This window comes from Nonomuraea sp. NPDC048882 (assembly GCF_040649755.1).
Classification (GTDB): Bacteria; Actinomycetota; Actinomycetes; order Streptosporangiales; family Streptosporangiaceae; genus Nonomuraea; species Nonomuraea maheshkhaliensis.
On record NZ_JBEZGB010000005.1, the window covers coordinates 93,864 to 110,347 of the forward strand.

Consider the following 16,484-nt stretch of genomic DNA (forward strand, 5'->3'; position numbering starts at 1 on the left):
CATGCGGAAGACGGCTGTGGTGACCGGTGCGAGCAGCGGGATCGGAGAGGCGACCGCGCGGCGGCTGGCCGCCGAGGGGTATGACGTGGTGGCGGGGGCGCGCCGTCGCGAAAGGCTGGAGAAACTGGCCGCGGAGACACCCTCGATCAGGCCGGTGACGCTCGACGTGACCTCGCAGGAGTCGGTGGACGCGCTGGCCGCCTCGCTGGAGCGCTGCGACGTGCTGGTCAACAACGCCGGCGGCGCCTACGGCCTCGAACCGGTGGCCGAGGGCCGGCTGGACGACTGGCAGCGCATGTACGACGTCAACGTGCTCGGCTCCCTGCGCGTGACCCAGGCGCTGCTGCCCCGGCTGGTGGAGTCGGGTGACGGGGTGCTGGTCATGCTCACCTCCACGGCGGCGTTCGACGCGTACGAGGGCGGCGGCGGTTATGTGGCGGCCAAGCACGCCCAGCGCACGATGGCCGAGACCCTCCGGCTCGAACTCGTCGGCAAGCCCGTGCGGATCGTCGAGATCGCCCCGGGCATGGTGCGGACGGAGGGCTTCGCGGTCACCCGGTTCAGGGGCGACGAGGCCACCGCCGCCCGCGTGTACGCCGGCGTGCCCGACCCGCTGACCGCGGGCGACGTGGCCGACGCCATCGCCTGGGCGGTGACCAGGCCCGCCCACGTGAACATCGACCGCATGGTCATCCGCCCGCGGGCGCAGGCCGCCCAGCACAAGGTGCACCGGGTCGGTGGCTAAGCCCGTCGGGGCGATCACCCGGGGGACGACCGGGCACAACCGGCTGCGGCGCGGCGACCGCTGGATCGCCGCCGTGCACGGCCCGCTGCTGCGCTCGGCCGGGCGGCCGCTCGTGGTCGATCTCGGGTACGGCGCGTCGCACACGACCACGCTGGAGCTGTTCACCCGGTTGCGCCGGGTGGTGCCGGGGGTGGAGGTCGTGGGGATCGAGATCGACCCGGCCCGGGTGGCGGTGGCGAAGCCGTACGAGCGGGAGGGGCTGAGCTTCCGGCTGGGCGGCTTCGAGCTGCCGGTCCCGCGCCCGCCGACGCTGGTGCGCGCCTTCAACGTGCTGCGGCAGTACGGCGAGGAGGACGCCTGGCGGTACTGGGACGTGCTGACCGGGCGGCTGGCCCCCGGCGGCGTCCTGGTCGAGGGCACCTCGTCGGAGAACGGGCGGCGGGCGGTCTGGGCGGGGCTGGCGGCCGGCGGGCCGCGGACGATCACGTTCTCCGCCAGGCTGGACGCCTTCGAGCGGCCGTCCGATCTGGCCGACCGGCTGCCCAAGACGCTCATCCACCGGAACGTGCCGGGTGAGCGGATTCATGCGTTCCTGAGCGACTTCGATCGGGCCTGGGCGGTCAGCGCCCCCTACGGCGCGCACGGGCGGCGGCAGCGGTGGCTGGCCGCGATCCAGGCCCTGTCGGGCTCCTGGCCGGTGCCGATGCGGCCGCCGCTGGGCGGCGTGGCGCGGTGGCGGCTCGGCGAGCTGACCCTTCCGTGGTCGGCCGTCGACCCTCGCGTCTGAAAAATCGCAAGAATTGGTCTATTTCGCACAGGTGATCTTCGGTATATGGTCACGGTGCGATCTAACTCGTTCAAGTTCGGTCGCAACCTGTCGGGGGGAGTCAGCACCGGTCCTCGTCAAGGAGCCGAGATGAGCAGATTCTCAGGCTGGGCCCGCCGCCTCACCGCGGTGCTGGTCCTCTCAGGAACAGTCGTCGCCTTACCCGTGCAGGAGGCGCTGGCGGCGCCCCCGCTGACCACCCCATGGACCGCCGAGGTGAGCCCGGACAACGCGTTGCCGGAGTATCCGCGGCCCCAGCTCGTCCGCCCCGAGTGGCAGAACCTCAACGGCCTGTGGCAGTTCGCCGCGACCGGCTCCATCACCACCCCGCCGACCGGGCAGAACCTCGCCGAGCAGGTGCTGGTGCCGTACCCGATCGAGTCGGGGCTGTCGCGCGTCCAGCGGCACGAGGACCGCATGTGGTACCGCAGGACCTTCACCGTGCCCGCCGCCTGGTCGGGCCGCCGCGTGCGGCTCAACTTCGGCGCGGTGAGCTGGGAGACCCGCGTGTGGGTGAACGGCACCTCGGTCGGCACCCACACCGGCGGCTACGACCCGTTCGGCTTCGACATCACCCCGGCCCTGCGCGCCGGCGCCAACGAGCTCATCGTCGGCGTGTACGCCCCGGTCGACGGCGCGGGCGCCCCGATCGGCAAGCAGCGCCGCTCACCCGGCGGCATCTTCTACACCGCCCACTCCGGCATCTGGCAGACGGTGTGGATGGAGCCGGTCAACGCCGCGAGCATCACCCAGCTCGACACCGTGCCCGACGTGGCCGCCGGGCAGCTCGACCTGGTGGTGCAGGCGGCCGGGGCCTCCGGTCAGCAGGTGCGGGCCGAGGTCATGACCGGTGGCACCGTTGTGGGCACCGCGACCGGCGCGATCGGGGCGCACCTGCGGGTGCCGGTGCCGAGCGCCCGGCTGTGGACGCCCGACGACCCCTTCCTGTACGACCTCAGGGTCACGCTGACGGGCACCGGCGGCGGCGACGTCGTGTCCGGATATTTCGGGATGAGGTCGGTGGGGAAGGCCGTCATCGGCGGCGTGCTGCGCCCCACGCTCAACGGCAGGTTCCTCTACCAGCTCGGCACCCTCGACCAGGGCTACTGGCCCGACGGCATCTCCACCGCCCCCACCGACGCGGCCCTGCGCTTCGACCTGGAACAGCAGAAGGCGCTCGGCTTCAACACCGTGCGCAAGCACGTCAAGGTCGAGCCCGCCCGCTGGTACTACTGGGCCGACCGGCTCGGCCTGCTGGTCTGGCAGGACATGCCCTCGATGCGCACCGGCGTCACCCCCTCCACCGCCGACCGCGCCAATTTCGAGAGCGAGCTGCGCCGCATGATCGACCACCTGCGCGGGATCACCTCGATCGTGCAGTGGGTGCCGTTCAACGAGGGCTGGGGCGAGTACGACCCCGCCCGCATCGCCGACCTGGTCAAGAGCTGGGACCCGACCCGCCTGGTGAACAACAACTCCGGCTCCAACTGCTGCGGCTTCGACGGCGGCAACGGCGACGTGGTGGACGACCACATCTACGTCGGCCCGGGGACGCCGCAGCGGCCCAGCGCGAGCCGGGTGGCCGTGCTCGGCGAGTTCGGCGGCCTCGGCCTGCTCAGCCCCGGCAACCAGTGGCCTGGCACCGGCTTCGCGTACGAGATGACCGCGAACCAGACGGCGCTGACTGACCGCTACGTCTCGATCAACGAGCAGCTCAAGCCGCTGATCACGGACAACGGGCTGTCGGCCTCGATCTACACCCAGCCCACGGACGTCGAGAACGAGGTCAACGGCCTGTGGACGTACGACCGCCGGGTGCTGAAGATGAACGGCGACCGCGTCCGCGCCGTCAACCGCTCGGTCATCCAGTCCGCCACCGGCCTGGTGACGGGCGGGCTCACCTCGCTGCGCGTCACCACCTCCGGCCACACCGACCGCTTCCTGCGCCACCAGAACGACCTGGCCCGCACGGACGTGGTCAACGCCGCGAGCGCGGACGGTCTCAAGCTGGACGCCACTTTCCGGGTGCGGGTCGGGCTGGCCGACGGCGCGTGCGTGTCGTTCGAGTCGCGCAACCTGCCCGGTCGTTTCCTGCGGCACTCCGGCTACCGGGTGCGCGCGGACGCCCGTGACGGGACGGCGCTGTTCGACCAGGACGCCACGTTCTGCGTCCGGCCCGCACAGGCGGGAACCGGCGTGTCGCTGGAGTCGCGCAACCTGCCAGGACACTTCCTGCGCCACTTCTCCGACGCCGTCTACGTGGCGCGCAGCGGCGGCCCGAACGCGTGGGACAGCCCCGCGTCGTTCGCCGCCGACGTCACCTGGCTGCCCGCGACGCCCTGGTGGCGCAGCGGGGCCGACCTGACCGTCGGGGCGGCGCAGTCGCTGCGGGTGACGACGCCGGGGTTCACCGACCGGTATCTGCGCCACCAGAGCTCGCTGGCGCGCACCGACGTGGTCAACGCGGGCAGCGCGCAGGTGCTCAAGGAGGACGCCACGTTCTACGTCCGCCGGGGGCTGGCCGACGGGAGCTGCTACTCCTTCGAGTCGCGCAACTTCGCCGGGCACTACCTGCGGCACGCGGACTTCCGGGTGCGCAAGGACGCCCGTGACGGGACGGCGCTGTTCGACCAGGACGCCACCTTCTGCGCCCAGCCGCCCAGGGCCGGGGGCACGGGGGTGACGCTGGCGTCGTACAACATCGCCGGGCACGCCGTGCGGCACTACGCCGAGGCCGTGCACATCGCGGTGCCGGGCGGCTCGCACGCCTTCGACAACGCCGTGAGCTACGACCAGGACGTGACCTGGGCGGTCGCGCCGCCGTGGGCGCCCTGATGTGAGTTCGGGGCGCGCTCAGAGGCGCGCCCCGAACGCGGCGTACGCGGCACTGTCGAACAGCACGAACCTGACCTCCTCCACCGACGTCTCCGCCCGCCGGACCGTCTCCACGGCGATCCCGGCGGCGTCGTCCATCGGCCAGCCGAAAATGCCGGTCGAGATCGCGGGAAAGGCCACCGAGGCGGCCTCCAGGGAGTCGGCCACCCGCAACGACTCCCGGTAGCAGGAGGCGAGCAGCTCCGAGCGGTCCTCCGAGACGGAGTGGACGGGCCCGACCGTGTGGATCACCCAGCGGGCGGGCAGCCGGCCGGCCGTGGTCGCCACGGCCTGGCCGGTCGGCAGGCCGCGGCCGTAGTGGCTCGCGCGCAGCCTCCTGCACTCAGCCAGGATCTCCGGCCCGCCCCGGCGGTGGATGGCGCCGTCCACGCCTCCGCCGCCGAGGAGGGAGGAGTTGGCGGCGTTGACCACCGCGTCCACGGCCTGCTCGGTGATGTCGCCTTGGACGAGCGTGAGCTTCATGATGCCGACACTCTCACGACACCTCATTTCAGGAGGCACACCACCCGGATGCCAGCTCGACACGTTGTAGAGCTACCCTGAATGGTGTGAAGGGTCTTGGCGAGCTTGAACGCAGCATCATGGACATCCTCTGGGCGGAGAGCAACGCGCTGACCGCCCGCGAGGTCGGCAAACTGATCGCCGACCGCGACCTGGCCCCCACCACGGTCATGACCGTTCTCGACCGGCTCACCCGCAAGGGCTTCCTCGAACGCACCCGCGACGGGCGCGCATGGAGATATCAGCCGGCCGAAAGCCGCGACGCCTACATCGCCGAGCTTATGCTTGAAGCCCTGGACCTGACGGGCGACCGCTCGGCCGCCCTGACCCGCTTCGCCCAGGCAGTGTCGGACCCAGAGGCGGAGATCCTGCGCAGAGCCCTTACGGAGCTGGAGGACGAGTGATCACGGCAGCGGTGCTGGCAGCGCTCGCCACGGCGTGCGCGGTCGGCTCCTGGCGTTTCACCACGGCCCGGTGGACCTCGCGCGCCCCGCGCCTGGCCATCATCCTCTGGCAGTCACTCGGCGTCTCGTGGGGCCTGGCCACCACCGGGGCCATGCTCGCCTACGCCGTCCAGCCCTACGACGTCGGCGCCCTGCCGGGGCTCATCGCGTTCGCGCACGGGCAGGCGCCCGCGCAGGCGTGGGACCCGCTGCACGTGCTGGCCCTGATCGCAGGGCTCACCGCGCTCGCGGTGCTGATCGTGGTGCTGCTCACCGCGGGCGTGCAGGCGCTGCGGGCCCGCCGCAGGCACCGCATGCTGCTCACGCTGATCTCCCACGACGACCCGGGCGTGCCGGGCGTGCGGGTGCTGGCCCATCCCAGCGCCGCCGCCTACTGCGTGCCGGGGCTGCGCTCGCAGGTCGTGGTCAGCGAGGGCGCGCTCAAGCTGCTGTCGGAGGACGAGCTGGCGGCTGTCCTCGCGCACGAGGCGGCGCACGTACGCGAGCGCCACGACCTGGTGCTGCTGCCCTTCGCCGCGCTGCGCCGGGCGATGCCCTGGTCGAAGGTGGTGGCCGAGGCCCAGGCGCAGGTGGAGCTGCTCATCGAGATGGCCGCCGACGACCGGGCCCGCCGCTACTGCTCGCCGCGCCGGCTGGCGACGGCGCTGCTCAGGTTCGGCACGGCGGGCGCCATGCCGACCCCGCACGGCATGCTGGGCGTCCAGGCGCAAAATGTCATGGCCAGAGTGAATCGCCTGGTCAAACCCCTTCCCGAGCTGTCCACGTCGGTGCGCTACGGCTTCATCGCGCTGTCTGTGAGTTTGGTCACCAGCACCCCGCTCCTGTGGATTTTCCAGCTGTAATGCTTGCTGGAGTTAATCACCGCGTTTGCATTTGCAAGCAGCGCGAGGCAGACTACAGGCATGGCACTACCCAAGGTCGGCTCGATCGGTGAATACATCCGTGATCAGCGGCAGCAGGCGAAGATCTCGCTGCGCCAGCTGGCCGCGGCTGCCGGGGTCTCCAACCCCTACCTGAGCCAGATCGAGCGGGGGCTGCGCAAACCGAGCGCGGAGATTCTCAACCAGATCGCCAAAGGACTGCGCATCTCCTCACAGGCGCTCTACGTGCAGGCGGGCCTCATCGAGGACCGCGAGCCGCCGAGCGATGTGATCACCGCGATCCGGGCCGACGCGAATCTCAGCGAACGGCAACGCCAGGTGCTGATCGACATCTACGAGTCGTTCCTCAAGGAGAGACGCGCCGAAGACGAGCAGACCTCCCAGAATGCCCGTCCCCGGCACGACTCCGATACGGACGACGAGCCGCTGCCCGAGGAGTTTCTCGCCGCACTTGAGCCCTTTGCGGCGACTTCACGCAACGGCAACGTCACCCAGGAAACCAAGGAAGGTTAACCCATGACGCTCGCCACCGAGGTCAAGAAGCTCACCGAGTCCAAGCCGTTCTACGCGGTCGCCGGCGCCGGCGACTACGCGGTCGAGAAGCTGCGCGAGCTGCCCGAGCAGCTGCTGAAGCTGCAGTCGCGCCGCACGGAGCTGGCCAAGGACCTGCCGGTCAAGGCCCGCGAGTACGCCGACAAGGCCGAGGGCATCGCCAGGGAGTTCCCTGAGAAGGCGCGCGAGTACGCCGACCAGCTCTCCCACAAGGCCACCGAGGTCTACGAGGACTTCGCCACGCGCGGCCGCAAGGTCGTCAGCAAGACCACCGGCGAGGCCGCGCTGGAGCTGGAAGAGGTGTCGGTGGCCGCCGAGCCGCCCGTCGCCGAGCCGATCGAGCCGGCCAAGAAGACCCGCACCACCAAGACCACGAAGACCACTCAGGCCTGACCAGGCTCGCTGGGCCCGTCTCCCGATCCGGAGACGGGCCTTTCCGTTCAGGGGTGCCCGCATGACGGGGACGCCTATTAGGCTGAATCCGATTCATCGGCGTTGGGCGGAGACGAACACATGACTATGATCTACGGGGTCTTCAACCTCCTCTTCCTGGTGCTCGCCGTGGCCATCCTGGGCATGTCGGTCTACGCGTTCATGCACGCGGTACGAGTGCCGACCAACGCCTTCGTCTCGGCGGGCAAGCTCAAGAAGAACCTGTGGCTGCTGATCCTGGGTCTGGCCACGCTGTTCTCGGCCGCCGGGGCGCTGTCCTACTTCGACGCCTTCATGCAGGTCGGCGGGACCACGTTCCTCGGCATCGGCCTCGGCATCTTCTCGATCGCGGCGGTCATCGCGGCCACGATCTACATCGTCGACGTCAAGCCCGCCGTCAAGGGCATGGGCGGGCGCGGCGGCAACAACGGCCCGTACGGGCCCTGGTAACCGGGCCCACCCCATTCAGGCCAGTTCGGCCGCCAGCCAGGCGGCCAGGCTCTCGTGCCCGGCGAGCGTGGGATGCACGCCGTCGGGCAGGATCGCCTCCGGCGGCCAGCGCCTGTCCAGCGGATCGAGGAATGGAACGTTCCACGCCCTGGCCGCCTCCGCCAGCGCGTCGCGCACCCCGTACGCCTTCCTGGGCGGGGCGCTCAGCCAGATCGGGCCGATCATGACGATCTCGGTCCGCGGCCACTTCGCCCGCACCGCCCCCAGCAGCCGCCCGGCGGCCTGGCGCACCTCCTCGGTGCCGCAGCGCCGGTCGTTGTGGCCGCCGGAGACGACTAGCAGGTCGGGAGCCGGGCGCCAGGACAGCTCCTCCTCGAACGAGCGCTGGAACGTGCGGCCCACCCTGCCCGCGTTGCAGTAGCCGGTGCCGCTCGCGCCCGCGATGATCGACTGCCTGCCCATCAGGCGGGCGGTCGCGGACGCGTACGTGCGCCAGGTCGGCACCGGACCCGAGCCGACCGTGAAGCTGTCGCCCACGAACATCATCACCCGAGCCGCCGGGGGGCGGGGCTCGGCGTGCTGGACCGCCGCGCAGGACGGCGCCGCCAGCACCGCGATGACCGCCAGGGAGAGTCGGTTCGTCAGGCCACGCATGACCACCTCAGGGCACTAGGCTGCCGAATATGAGCACCGATCTCCACGGACGTACGCGACGATTGGAACTGTCCGACCAGAATCTGCGTGACTTCGAAGCCGTCGTCCTGGACGCGACGCCCGAAGGGATCGTGCTGAGCAGGTCGGCATTCTATCCGGGCGGGGGCGGCCAGCCGGCGGATCACGGAGTTCTGATCTGGCAGGGTGTCGAGACCCGGATCGTGGGGGTGCGCAAGGGCGACGACCTCTACCTGATCCCGGCGGAGGGCGACCCGATCCCGCCGGCCGGCACCGTGGTCGAGGGCGCGGTGGCCGACGCGCGGCGCTCGGCCCTCATGCGCACCCACTCGGGCCTGCACGTGCTGTGCGGGGTCGTCTTCAGGGACTACGGCTGCCTGGTCACCGGCGGCAACATGGACGAGCTGAGCGCCCGGATGGACTTCAACCTGCCCGAGGTGCCGCCGGGGTTCAAGGAGGCCGTGGAGGACGCCTGCAACGCCGAGATCGTGGCCGACCGCCGCATCGACGTGAAGGTGCTGCCCAGGCCCGAGGCGTTCGCGATCCCCGACATCATCCGCACGGCGACCAACCTGGTGCCGGAGAGCGTCCAGGACGTGCGCATCGTCGACATCGTGGGCCTCGACACCCAGGCCGACGGCGGCACCCACGTGGCCTCGACCAAGCAGATCGGGCACATCAAGGTCGCCAAGATCGAGAGCAAGGGCCGCGGCTTCCGCCGCCTGCGCATCCAGATCTCCGACTGACCGCCGCCCGTGTCCGGGGCGCGCGTGATCGGCCGCCCGCGCGTCCGGGGCGCGGGTCAGTAGCGGGTCAATAGACGAGGGCCTGGGCGCCGTCGGCGACCGCTTCCTCCACGAACGCCGGCGCGCCCGCGATGCGGACGCCCTCGATGACGTCGTCCACGGTGATGTTCCTGCGCGCCGCGCACTGGGTGCACAGCGTCACCCGGCCGGCCGCGAGGACGGCGTCGAGCAGGTCGGGCAGCGGCGCGGCGTGCGGCAGGACGAACTCCTTGGCCCGCCCGGGCAGCGCGAACCACGCCGACTCCCCCGTCAGCCACAGCGACACGGGTACGCCGCTCGCCAGCGCCGCCGCCGCGACCGTGAACGCCTGGTTGCAGCGCTCGGGAGCGTCGGCGCCGGCGGTAACCTTGATCACCAGTGATCGTGCCATGCCCGCCACCCTAACGCGCCGCCCCCCCACTACTCTTGGGGACCATGGAAGAACCTGAGGTGCACCCGGCCTTGGAGCCGATCTCGTTCCTGCTGGGCCGGTGGGAGGGCGCCGGAGTGGGCGGCTACCCGACGATCGAGAGCTTCAACTTCGGGCAGGAGATCGAGTTCGGGCACAACGGGAAGCCGTTCCTGACCTACGTCAGCCGCACCTGGCTGCTCGACGAGGAGGGCAACCGGGTCAAACCGCTGGCGACCGAGTCGGGCTACTGGCGGGCCCTGCCCGAGCGGCAGATCGAGGTCGTGCTCTCGCACCCGACCGGGATCGTCGAGGTCTACATCGGCGAGGTCGTCTTCCACAAGATCGAGCTGCGCACCGACGTGGTCGCGCGCACCGCCACGGCCAAGGAGTACAGCGCGGGTCACCGGCTCTACGGCCTGGTCAACGGCAATCTGATGTGGGCGTACGAGATGGCGGCGGTCGGCCACCCGCTCACGGACCACATGTCGGCCGAGCTCAAGAAGGTGGCCTGAGCGACCGTGAGCACCCCCTTCACCGCTGACGCCGTCGAGGCGATCAAGCGCCACATGAACGACGACCACGCCGGTGACTCACTGATCATCGTGCGCGGGATGGGCGGGCGGCCCGAGGCGACGAGCGCCGTGACGAGTGACGTGGACGCCGAGGCGATCACGTTCACGATCGACGGCGGGGAGGTCGTGCGGGTGCCCTGGGGCGAGACGCTCACCGAGCGGGCGCAGGTGCGCAAGGCCGTGGTGATGCTCTATCGGGAGGCGTGCGGCCGGCTCGGGCTGCCGGCCCGCGGCGAGCACTGACAGCCCCTATCGACGGGGCCTACCGAGGGGGCTACTGACGGAGGATATGAGAAGGGCCCCGGGCATCGCTCCGCCCGCGGTGCGGACGGGCCGGATGGACCATGGTCGGGACGGCGTCCCGCCCTCCGGCTGCCAGGGGCCCCGGTGGTTGCCTCGTAGTCGCTTCACCGTCACGAGACAACAGTCCGCGAGGTCAGCGGACAACCACCTCGCTGATCCGTCTATGACTAACCATTATTCGGACCACCTCCTTTCCGCGTACCAACGAAGCTATGCGGTATGCCGCGAAAGGGGCAAGTGAATATCTTCCGGTGGCATGCGGCCGGACTTCGCGGCCTCCGGATCTCTGCGCCTACACTCGGGACATGACCGAGACGCAGTGGCATGAGGAACTTCGCGCCAAGGGCTACCGGGTCACCCCACAGCGCCAGCTCGTCCTCGAAGCGGTCAAGGACCTGGAGCACGCCACGCCCGAGGAGATCTGCGCCAAGGTCCGCGAGACGGCCCGCGGGGTCAACATCTCGACCGTCTACCGCACGCTGGAGCTGCTCGAAGAGCTCGGCATGGTCACCCACACCCATCTCGGGCACGGCGCGCCGACCTATCACCTGGCGGCCGAGGCCGACCACGTCCACCTGGTCTGCCGGGGGTGCGGCGAGGTGTCCGAGGTTCGGCCGGAGCTGGCCGAGGGTCTGATCAACGGGCTGGACGCGGAGATGGGGTTCGCCGCCGACGTGCACCACCTGACCGTCTTCGGCCGCTGCCGCAACTGCCGCTGACCCGCCGCTCCGCGCACCGGCTCCTGTACGCGCCCAGCGGACGCCCCCTTTCCTGGCCGGCACGCGACTGCGGATAGCCTGGAGGGCATGCGTAGCCCTCTGCTCGACCTCCCCGGTGCCGTCCAGGCAGACGCTCCGGACTCCGATGTGGCGGCGCACTACGGCGACCTGTTCGCCGAGCAGCGCGCGCTGGTCAAGGGAGAGGCGGTCGTCGACCGCAGCAACCGCGAGGTGATCCGGATCTCCGGCGCCGACCGGCTGAAATGGCTCAACGACCTGACCTCGCAGAAGCTCGACTCGCTGCGTCCCGGCGAATGGACCCAGACGCTCGACCTCGACCTCCAGGGCCGCGTCCAGCACCACATGACGCTCGTCGACGACGGCGAGAGCGTCCTCGCCCACGTCGAGCCGGGCACGGGCAAGAGCCTGGCCGACTACCTCGACCGGATGCGGTTCATGCTGCGCGTCGAGGTCACCCTGGTCGACGACCTGGCGGTGCTGTCCACGGCCGACGAGGACTTGCTGGTGCCGCGGGCCGAGCTGGCCGAGCACCTGGGCAAGCCGCTGGCCGGGCTGTGGGCGTACGAGGCGCTGCGGATCGAGGCGCACCGGCCGCGGCTCGGCTTCGAGACCGACCACAAGACGATCCCCCACGAGGTGGCCTGGATCGGTGCGGCGGTGCACCTCAGCAAGGGGTGCTACCGGGGCCAGGAGACGGTGGCGCGGGTGCACAATCTGGGGCATCCGCCGCGCCGCCTGGTCTTCCTGCACCTCGACGGCAGCGTGGACACCCTGCCGCCGCACGGCGCGCCGGTGATCTTCGAGAGCCAGGAGGTCGGCGTGGTCGGCTCGGCCGCCCGGCACCACGAGCTCGGGCCGATCGCGCTGGCCGTGATCAAGCGTACGGTGCCGGTGGACGCGCCGCTGCTGGCCGGTGGGGTGGCCGCGGCCCAGGAGGTCGTGGTGCCGCCGGACGCGGGCCGCAACGTCAGCATCGATCCGTCGCTGCGCCGCCGCATCCGCTGACCGGCCGCTCCAGCGCCCCCGTCCACCGCCCGCCCCAGCGCCGCCCGTCCCAGCGCCGCCCGTCCCAGCCGCCGATCAGCGGTGGCCGGGCGGTCGGCGGTGGTGTCACAGCTCCAGGATCAGGGTGATCGGGCCGTCGTTGACCAGTGAGACCTTCATGTCGGCCCCGAAGATCCCGGTCTCCACGTGCGCACCCAGTGTCCGCAGCTCCTCGACCACGGCCTCGACCAGCGGCCCGGCGACGGGCCCAGGGGCGGCCGCCTGCCAGGTGGGCCGGCGGCCCTTGCGCGCGTCGCCGTACAGGGTGAACTGGCTGATCACCAGGAGCGGCGCCGAGACGTCCGAGCAGGACTTCTCGCCGTGCAGGATGCGCAGGCCCCACAGTTTGGCGGCGAGCTTGGCCGCCTCGGCACGGGTGTCGCCGTGGGTGACGCCCACGAGGACGAGCAGGCCGGGCTCGGTGACCGCCCCGACCGTGCGCCCCTCGACCTCGACCGACGCGGAACTGACCCGTTGTACGACTGCTCGCATGGGATCCCATTCTGGACCCCGTTCTGGACCAGGAAGAACGGTCCCTACACTCATGCCGAAAGGGGATGTGACATGTCGATGATCGTAGAAGTCGTCCGATCCGGGTTCGTGGAGTCCACGCATCAGGTGCGCGTGCTGACGGCGGACGCCCAGGGGCGCCCGGTCGAGACGAGGGGCGCGGTGCACGTGCCGGTGTCCCCGCGGTCGTCGATGAAGCCGCTGCAGGCGCTCGGCATGCTCCGCGCCGGGCTCGACCTGGAGGGTGAGCTGCTGGCGCTGGCCTGCGCCTCCCACTCCGGCGAGCCCTTCCACGTGGACGGTGTCAGGAAGATCCTGGCGGGCGCGGGGCTGGAGGAGGAGGCGCTGCTCTGCCCTGAGGACTATCCGTTCGACCGGGCGTCCACCGAGCGCGGGCGCGTGCAGATGAACTGCTCGGGCAAGCACTCCGCCATGCTGGCCACCTGTGTGCTGAACGACTGGCCGCTGAGCACCTACCTGGAGCCGGCGCATCCGCTGCAGCGGGCGATCCGGGCGACCGTGGAGGAGTTCACCGGCGAGCGGGTCGCGGCCTCCGGGGTCGACGGGTGCGGCGCGCCGCTGTTCTTCGTCTCGATGCTCGGGGTGACCAGGGCGTTCAGGGCGTTCGCGCTGTCGTCGGAGGACTCCTACGAGCGCAAGATCCTCGACGCGATGCGCGCCCACCCCGAGTGGACCTCGGGCACCGACCGGACGGAGGCCAAGCTGATGCGGGCCCTGCCCGGCCTGATGCTGAAGACGGGCGCCGAGGGGTTCGAGGCGTTCGTGTTCGAGGACGGGCGCGCGGGCACGGTCAAGGTGGAGGACGGCTCGGGGCGCGCCCGCGTGCCCGCCACCGTGGCGGCGCTGCGCTCGCTCGGCCTGGACGCGCCCGAGCTGGCCGAGCTGGCCGCCCCGCCGGTTCTGGGCGGCGGGCGGCCCGTCGGGGAGCTGAGGATCCGCTAGGGCCCTCAGAGGGTGCGGAACTGGCGGGTGGCGGAGATCGCGCCGGAGGTCGTCGTGGTGAACGTGCGCATCGATCCGGCGAACTTGGACAGGTCCCACTCCGCCGGCCCGTGATACCAGTAGAGGTTGTCGGCCTGGTGGCCGTTGCCGGTGACGGAGGCCACCACCCGCGCCCAGTGCTCCACCCCGTCGAAGATCACGGCGTAGGGCAGGTAGCGGGAGAAGAGCTCGACCCGGTGCTGCTCGGGCACCTCGCCCAGCTCGCCGGAGAAGAGGTACTGGCGAAAGCCCATCGTGTGCGCCAGCGCCGCCGAGCCCTTGGCGGTCTTGGCCGGCATGTACTGGCCGCCGACGGCCAGCGCGCCGCCCGCGATGACCAGGGCCAGACCGAGCAGCCCGTACGTGGTGAGCCAGGCCAGCGCCGCCGTGGCGATCAGTCCGACGCCGATGAGGATCACCCCGATCGTGGTCCACCGGGTGCGCTCGGTGTCGGGGCGGCGGGCGAACCAGCCCTGCCTGACCACGTCGGCGTAGAGCGCGTCGCGCACCTTGCCCAGGTGGCTGACGAACGAGCCGGACAACTGCGACAGCAGCACCGCGTCGCGCCCGTCGAAGATGGCGTCGTAGAGGGCCTTCTCGTACGGCAGCAGGTCGTGCACGGGCGCGTTCGGGTTCCTGACCAGCATCCAGTCGGGGGCGTCGTACGCCTGCCGCGGCTGCTCGTCGATGCGCAGGAAGCCGCGGACCGCGAGGTCGATGATGGTGGCGGTCACGTCGACCACGTCGGCCTGCTCGTCCACCAGGGTGCCGATCTGACCGGGCCGGACCCCGTCGGGCGGGGAGAAGTGACCGTTCTGCACCGGATCGACCGCGCCGCCCTCGTGCCCGGCGACCCTGGCGTCCCTGCCGCGCGTCCAGTAGATCAGCGCGACGCCGCCGAGCAGCAGCACCAGCAGGCCGGCCAGCGCGCCGCCGGTGACGGTGTCGAGCGTGAAGGCGGCGGCCAGGGAGAAGCGCCGCTCCAGGATCGGCGCGCCGCCGCTTGAGCCCTTCGGGTAGCCGACGACGACGGTGAGGGCCTGGCCGGCCGGGATCGCCTCCTGCTCGAAGTCCGCCTGGGTGGCCGAGTGGTCCATGGAGGCCGAGGTGCAGCCGATGGCGGAGGTGAGCTCGCCGGCGAAGCAGGACAGGTTCTGGACCTGCCCGGGGCCGCTCACCTTGACCGTGGCCTTGGCGACCTGCTGGTTCCAGCCGTTCACGGCGAACCAGCGCAGCTCCTCGACACCGCCCGACGTGGTCACCGCTCCCTTGACGTCGTACTCGACGGTCTCGCCCGTCACGGTGAGCACGTCGCCGCTGAGGGTGCCGCCCTTGACGTTCGCGATCTGGTAGAGGCGGTCGTTGGCGTCGTCGTACCGCGTCCTGGTGATGAATGTCCGCTTGAGCCCGCCGGAAGCCCCGGTGATCTTCTCGACCACGTGCAGGGTGCCGTCCTTGCCGAGGGTCATCGTCACCTCGTCCGTGATCCCGGCCTCCGCTGCCAGGGCGGCGGGGGCGGCGGTCAACGTCAGAGCGGTGGCCGCCAGGGCGGCCAACGTGAGTCTGATACCCGTCATGGCGGGAAATCGTAGCGGTTAAGCCCTGTCAGTCCAGCGTGATGCCGGCCGCCGCCCGCTGGACGCTTTCCGGAGCGGCCCCCTGGCCGGGGTTCTCGTGGGCGAGTGCCTGGTTCGCCGCGACGAACGGGCGCATCCGCTCCTCATAGCGCGCGTACGCCGCATGCGGGTCGCGAGCGAGCTCCTCCGCCAGCACGTACGCCCCCACCATGGCCAGGCTCGTGCCCTGCCCCGACAGCGGCGAGGCGCAGTAGCCCGCGTCGCCCACCAGCGCGACCCGCCCCTTCGTCCAGTGCTCCATCCTGACCTGGGCCATGGCGTCGAAGTAGAAGTCGTCGGACTCCCACATCGCCTTCAGCAGCCGCTCCGCCTCGAAGACCCCGGTGCAGTGCTCCTGGACGAGCCGCTTCTGCCCCTCGACGTCGCGGTGGTCGTAGTCGATCACCTCGGACCTGAAGCCCAGGTTGACCCGCAGCTCGCCCGGGTCGCGGTCGCTGAACAGCGCGCCGCCCGCCTCGCCCTCGTTGAACCAGGTCTGCCAGCGGTCCAGGCCGAGGAAGTTGGGGGCGGTGTAGATGGAGACGTAGGTGCCGAGGTGGTGCACGAACTGCCGCTCCGGGCCGAAGGCGAGCCGGCGCACGTTGGAGTGCAGCCCGTCGGCGCCGATGACGCGGTCGTAGCGCTCGACGCGGCCGCTCTCGAACGTCACCTCGCCGTCCTCGCTCAGCATGGCGATCGAGTCGCCGTAGAGATAGCGGGCGTCGGAGGCGCCGAGGAGGATGGCGACGAGGTCGTCGCGCATGATCTCGACGTCGGGGCTGTCGAAACGTCCGCCGCTCAGCGTGCTCTCCTCGTCGCGCATGAGCTCGTTGCCGGCCGTGTCCACCATGGACATGCCGCGCATGGTCGTGCGCCGCGCCTTGATCCGCTCCAGCAGGCCCATGCGCGCGGCCACGGTGAGCGCGGCGCCTCTGATGTCGACGGCCTGGCCGCCCCTGCGCGGGGCGGGGGCGCGCTCGACGACCGTGACGTCATGGCCGTGCCCGCGTAGCCAGTACGCCAGCACGGGCCCGCCGACGCTCGCCCCTGACACGAGAACTCTCATGATCCGCTCCTTGCTG

Annotated in this window: 20 protein-coding genes; 14 read left to right on the top strand and 6 right to left on the bottom strand. The window is 71.0% G+C overall.

All coding sequences use genetic code 11. From position 1 onward, the window contains the following. Position 1 precedes the first annotated feature (1 nt). The 3 genes from AB0C27_RS19060 to AB0C27_RS19070 all read left to right on the top strand — a co-directional run bounded on the left by AB0C27_RS19060 (position 2) and on the right by AB0C27_RS19070 (position 4,406). Positions 2-745, top strand: a complete 744-nt coding sequence (locus tag AB0C27_RS19060) for an SDR family NAD(P)-dependent oxidoreductase (RefSeq protein WP_357845566.1) — start codon at positions 2-4, stop codon at positions 743-745. Continuing rightward, on the top strand, positions 738-1,532 hold the full coding sequence (locus tag AB0C27_RS19065) for a class I SAM-dependent methyltransferase (protein ID WP_357845569.1): 795 nt from the start codon (positions 738-740) through the stop codon (positions 1,530-1,532). The genes AB0C27_RS19060 and AB0C27_RS19065 overlap by 8 nt, the downstream gene beginning before the upstream one ends. A 129-nt stretch (positions 1,533-1,661) precedes the next feature. Then, positions 1,662-4,406: an AbfB domain-containing protein gene (locus AB0C27_RS19070; RefSeq protein WP_357845573.1), complete on the top strand. Its 2,745-nt coding sequence runs from the start codon at positions 1,662-1,664 to the stop codon at positions 4,404-4,406. A gap of 18 nt (positions 4,407-4,424) precedes the next feature. On the opposite strand, the gene AB0C27_RS19075 is transcribed toward AB0C27_RS19070, so the two are convergent. Then, a complete protein-coding gene (locus AB0C27_RS19075) occupies positions 4,425-4,928 on the bottom strand; it encodes an O-acetyl-ADP-ribose deacetylase (RefSeq protein ID WP_357845576.1) in 504 nt (167 codons plus the stop codon). An 86-nt stretch (positions 4,929-5,014) separates the two neighbouring features. On the opposite strand from AB0C27_RS19075, the gene AB0C27_RS19080 reads away from it, so the two are divergent. The 5 genes from AB0C27_RS19080 to AB0C27_RS19100 all read left to right on the top strand — a co-directional run bounded on the left by AB0C27_RS19080 (position 5,015) and on the right by AB0C27_RS19100 (position 7,746). Continuing rightward, positions 5,015-5,371 carry a BlaI/MecI/CopY family transcriptional regulator gene (locus tag AB0C27_RS19080; RefSeq protein WP_357845579.1) on the top strand — a complete coding sequence of 119 codons (357 nt, stop codon included), beginning with the start codon at positions 5,015-5,017 and terminating at the stop codon, positions 5,369-5,371. Then, positions 5,368-6,273: a M56 family metallopeptidase gene (locus AB0C27_RS19085; protein WP_357845582.1), complete on the top strand. Its 906-nt coding sequence runs from the start codon at positions 5,368-5,370 to the stop codon at positions 6,271-6,273. The genes AB0C27_RS19080 and AB0C27_RS19085 overlap by 4 nt, the downstream gene beginning before the upstream one ends. Before the next feature lie 60 nt (positions 6,274-6,333). Then, entirely contained in the window at positions 6,334-6,825 is a 492-nt protein-coding gene (locus AB0C27_RS19090; protein ID WP_357845585.1) for a helix-turn-helix transcriptional regulator, read from the top strand. 3 nt (positions 6,826-6,828) lie between these two features. Next, on the top strand, positions 6,829-7,257 hold the full coding sequence (locus tag AB0C27_RS19095; RefSeq protein ID WP_357845587.1) for a hypothetical protein: 429 nt from the start codon (positions 6,829-6,831) through the stop codon (positions 7,255-7,257). A 120-nt stretch (positions 7,258-7,377) separates the two neighbouring features. Beyond that, on the top strand, positions 7,378-7,746 hold the full coding sequence (locus AB0C27_RS19100) for a DUF2516 family protein (RefSeq protein WP_357845590.1): 369 nt from the start codon (positions 7,378-7,380) through the stop codon (positions 7,744-7,746). 15 nt (positions 7,747-7,761) lie between these two features. Here AB0C27_RS19100 and AB0C27_RS19105 read toward each other — a convergent pair whose 3' ends face one another. Then, a complete protein-coding gene (locus AB0C27_RS19105) occupies positions 7,762-8,400 on the bottom strand; it encodes an SGNH/GDSL hydrolase family protein (RefSeq protein ID WP_357845593.1) in 639 nt (212 codons plus the stop codon). Between the two features lie 29 nt (positions 8,401-8,429). On the opposite strand from AB0C27_RS19105, the gene AB0C27_RS19110 reads away from it, so the two are divergent. After that, positions 8,430-9,164, top strand: coding sequence for an alanyl-tRNA editing protein (locus AB0C27_RS19110; RefSeq protein WP_357845596.1), 735 nt, complete (start codon positions 8,430-8,432; stop codon positions 9,162-9,164). A gap of 67 nt (positions 9,165-9,231) precedes the next feature. Here the strand turns inward: AB0C27_RS19110 and AB0C27_RS19115 are convergent, their stop codons facing one another. Next, complete coding sequence (locus AB0C27_RS19115; protein WP_357845599.1) at positions 9,232-9,594, bottom strand: DsrE family protein; 363 nt, start codon at positions 9,592-9,594, stop codon at positions 9,232-9,234. A 44-nt stretch (positions 9,595-9,638) separates the two neighbouring features. Here AB0C27_RS19115 and AB0C27_RS19120 point away from each other — a divergent pair, with 44 nt between their 5' ends. The 4 genes from AB0C27_RS19120 (at position 9,639) to AB0C27_RS19135 (ending at position 12,235) form a co-directional block, all read left to right on the top strand. Next, positions 9,639-10,127: an FABP family protein gene (locus AB0C27_RS19120; protein ID WP_346103163.1), complete on the top strand. Its 489-nt coding sequence runs from the start codon at positions 9,639-9,641 to the stop codon at positions 10,125-10,127. A gap of 6 nt (positions 10,128-10,133) precedes the next feature. Next, the gene (locus AB0C27_RS19125) at positions 10,134-10,430 is read left to right on the top strand and encodes a DUF2470 domain-containing protein (protein WP_357845602.1); all 297 of its coding nucleotides are present in this window, start codon (positions 10,134-10,136) and stop codon (positions 10,428-10,430) included. A 365-nt stretch (positions 10,431-10,795) separates the two neighbouring features. Continuing rightward, entirely contained in the window at positions 10,796-11,209 is a 414-nt protein-coding gene (locus tag AB0C27_RS19130) for a Fur family transcriptional regulator (protein ID WP_346103160.1), read from the top strand. 87 nt (positions 11,210-11,296) lie between these two features. Further along, positions 11,297-12,235, top strand: a complete 939-nt coding sequence (locus tag AB0C27_RS19135; RefSeq protein WP_357845606.1) for a folate-binding protein — start codon at positions 11,297-11,299, stop codon at positions 12,233-12,235. Positions 12,236-12,340: 105 nt separating this feature from the next. On the opposite strand, the gene dtd is transcribed toward AB0C27_RS19135, so the two are convergent. Next, positions 12,341-12,766 carry a D-aminoacyl-tRNA deacylase gene (dtd, locus tag AB0C27_RS19140; RefSeq protein ID WP_357845609.1) on the bottom strand — a complete coding sequence of 142 codons (426 nt, stop codon included), beginning with the start codon at positions 12,764-12,766 and terminating at the stop codon, positions 12,341-12,343. A 72-nt stretch (positions 12,767-12,838) separates the two neighbouring features. Between dtd and AB0C27_RS19145 the strand changes: the two genes are divergently transcribed. Continuing rightward, positions 12,839-13,747, top strand: a complete 909-nt coding sequence (locus tag AB0C27_RS19145; RefSeq protein WP_357845612.1) for an asparaginase — start codon at positions 12,839-12,841, stop codon at positions 13,745-13,747. A gap of 5 nt (positions 13,748-13,752) precedes the next feature. Here AB0C27_RS19145 and AB0C27_RS19150 read toward each other — a convergent pair whose 3' ends face one another. Together AB0C27_RS19150 and AB0C27_RS19155 are read right to left on the bottom strand one after the other, a co-directional pair. Continuing rightward, positions 13,753-15,363, bottom strand: coding sequence for a DUF2207 domain-containing protein (locus AB0C27_RS19150; protein WP_357845615.1), 1,611 nt, complete (start codon positions 15,361-15,363; stop codon positions 13,753-13,755). A 28-nt stretch (positions 15,364-15,391) separates the two neighbouring features. Then, positions 15,392-16,468 (bottom strand): FAD-dependent monooxygenase, encoded by a 1,077-nt coding sequence (locus AB0C27_RS19155; RefSeq protein WP_357845618.1) that lies wholly within the window; start codon positions 16,466-16,468, stop codon positions 15,392-15,394. Positions 16,469-16,484: the final 16 nt, after the last annotated feature.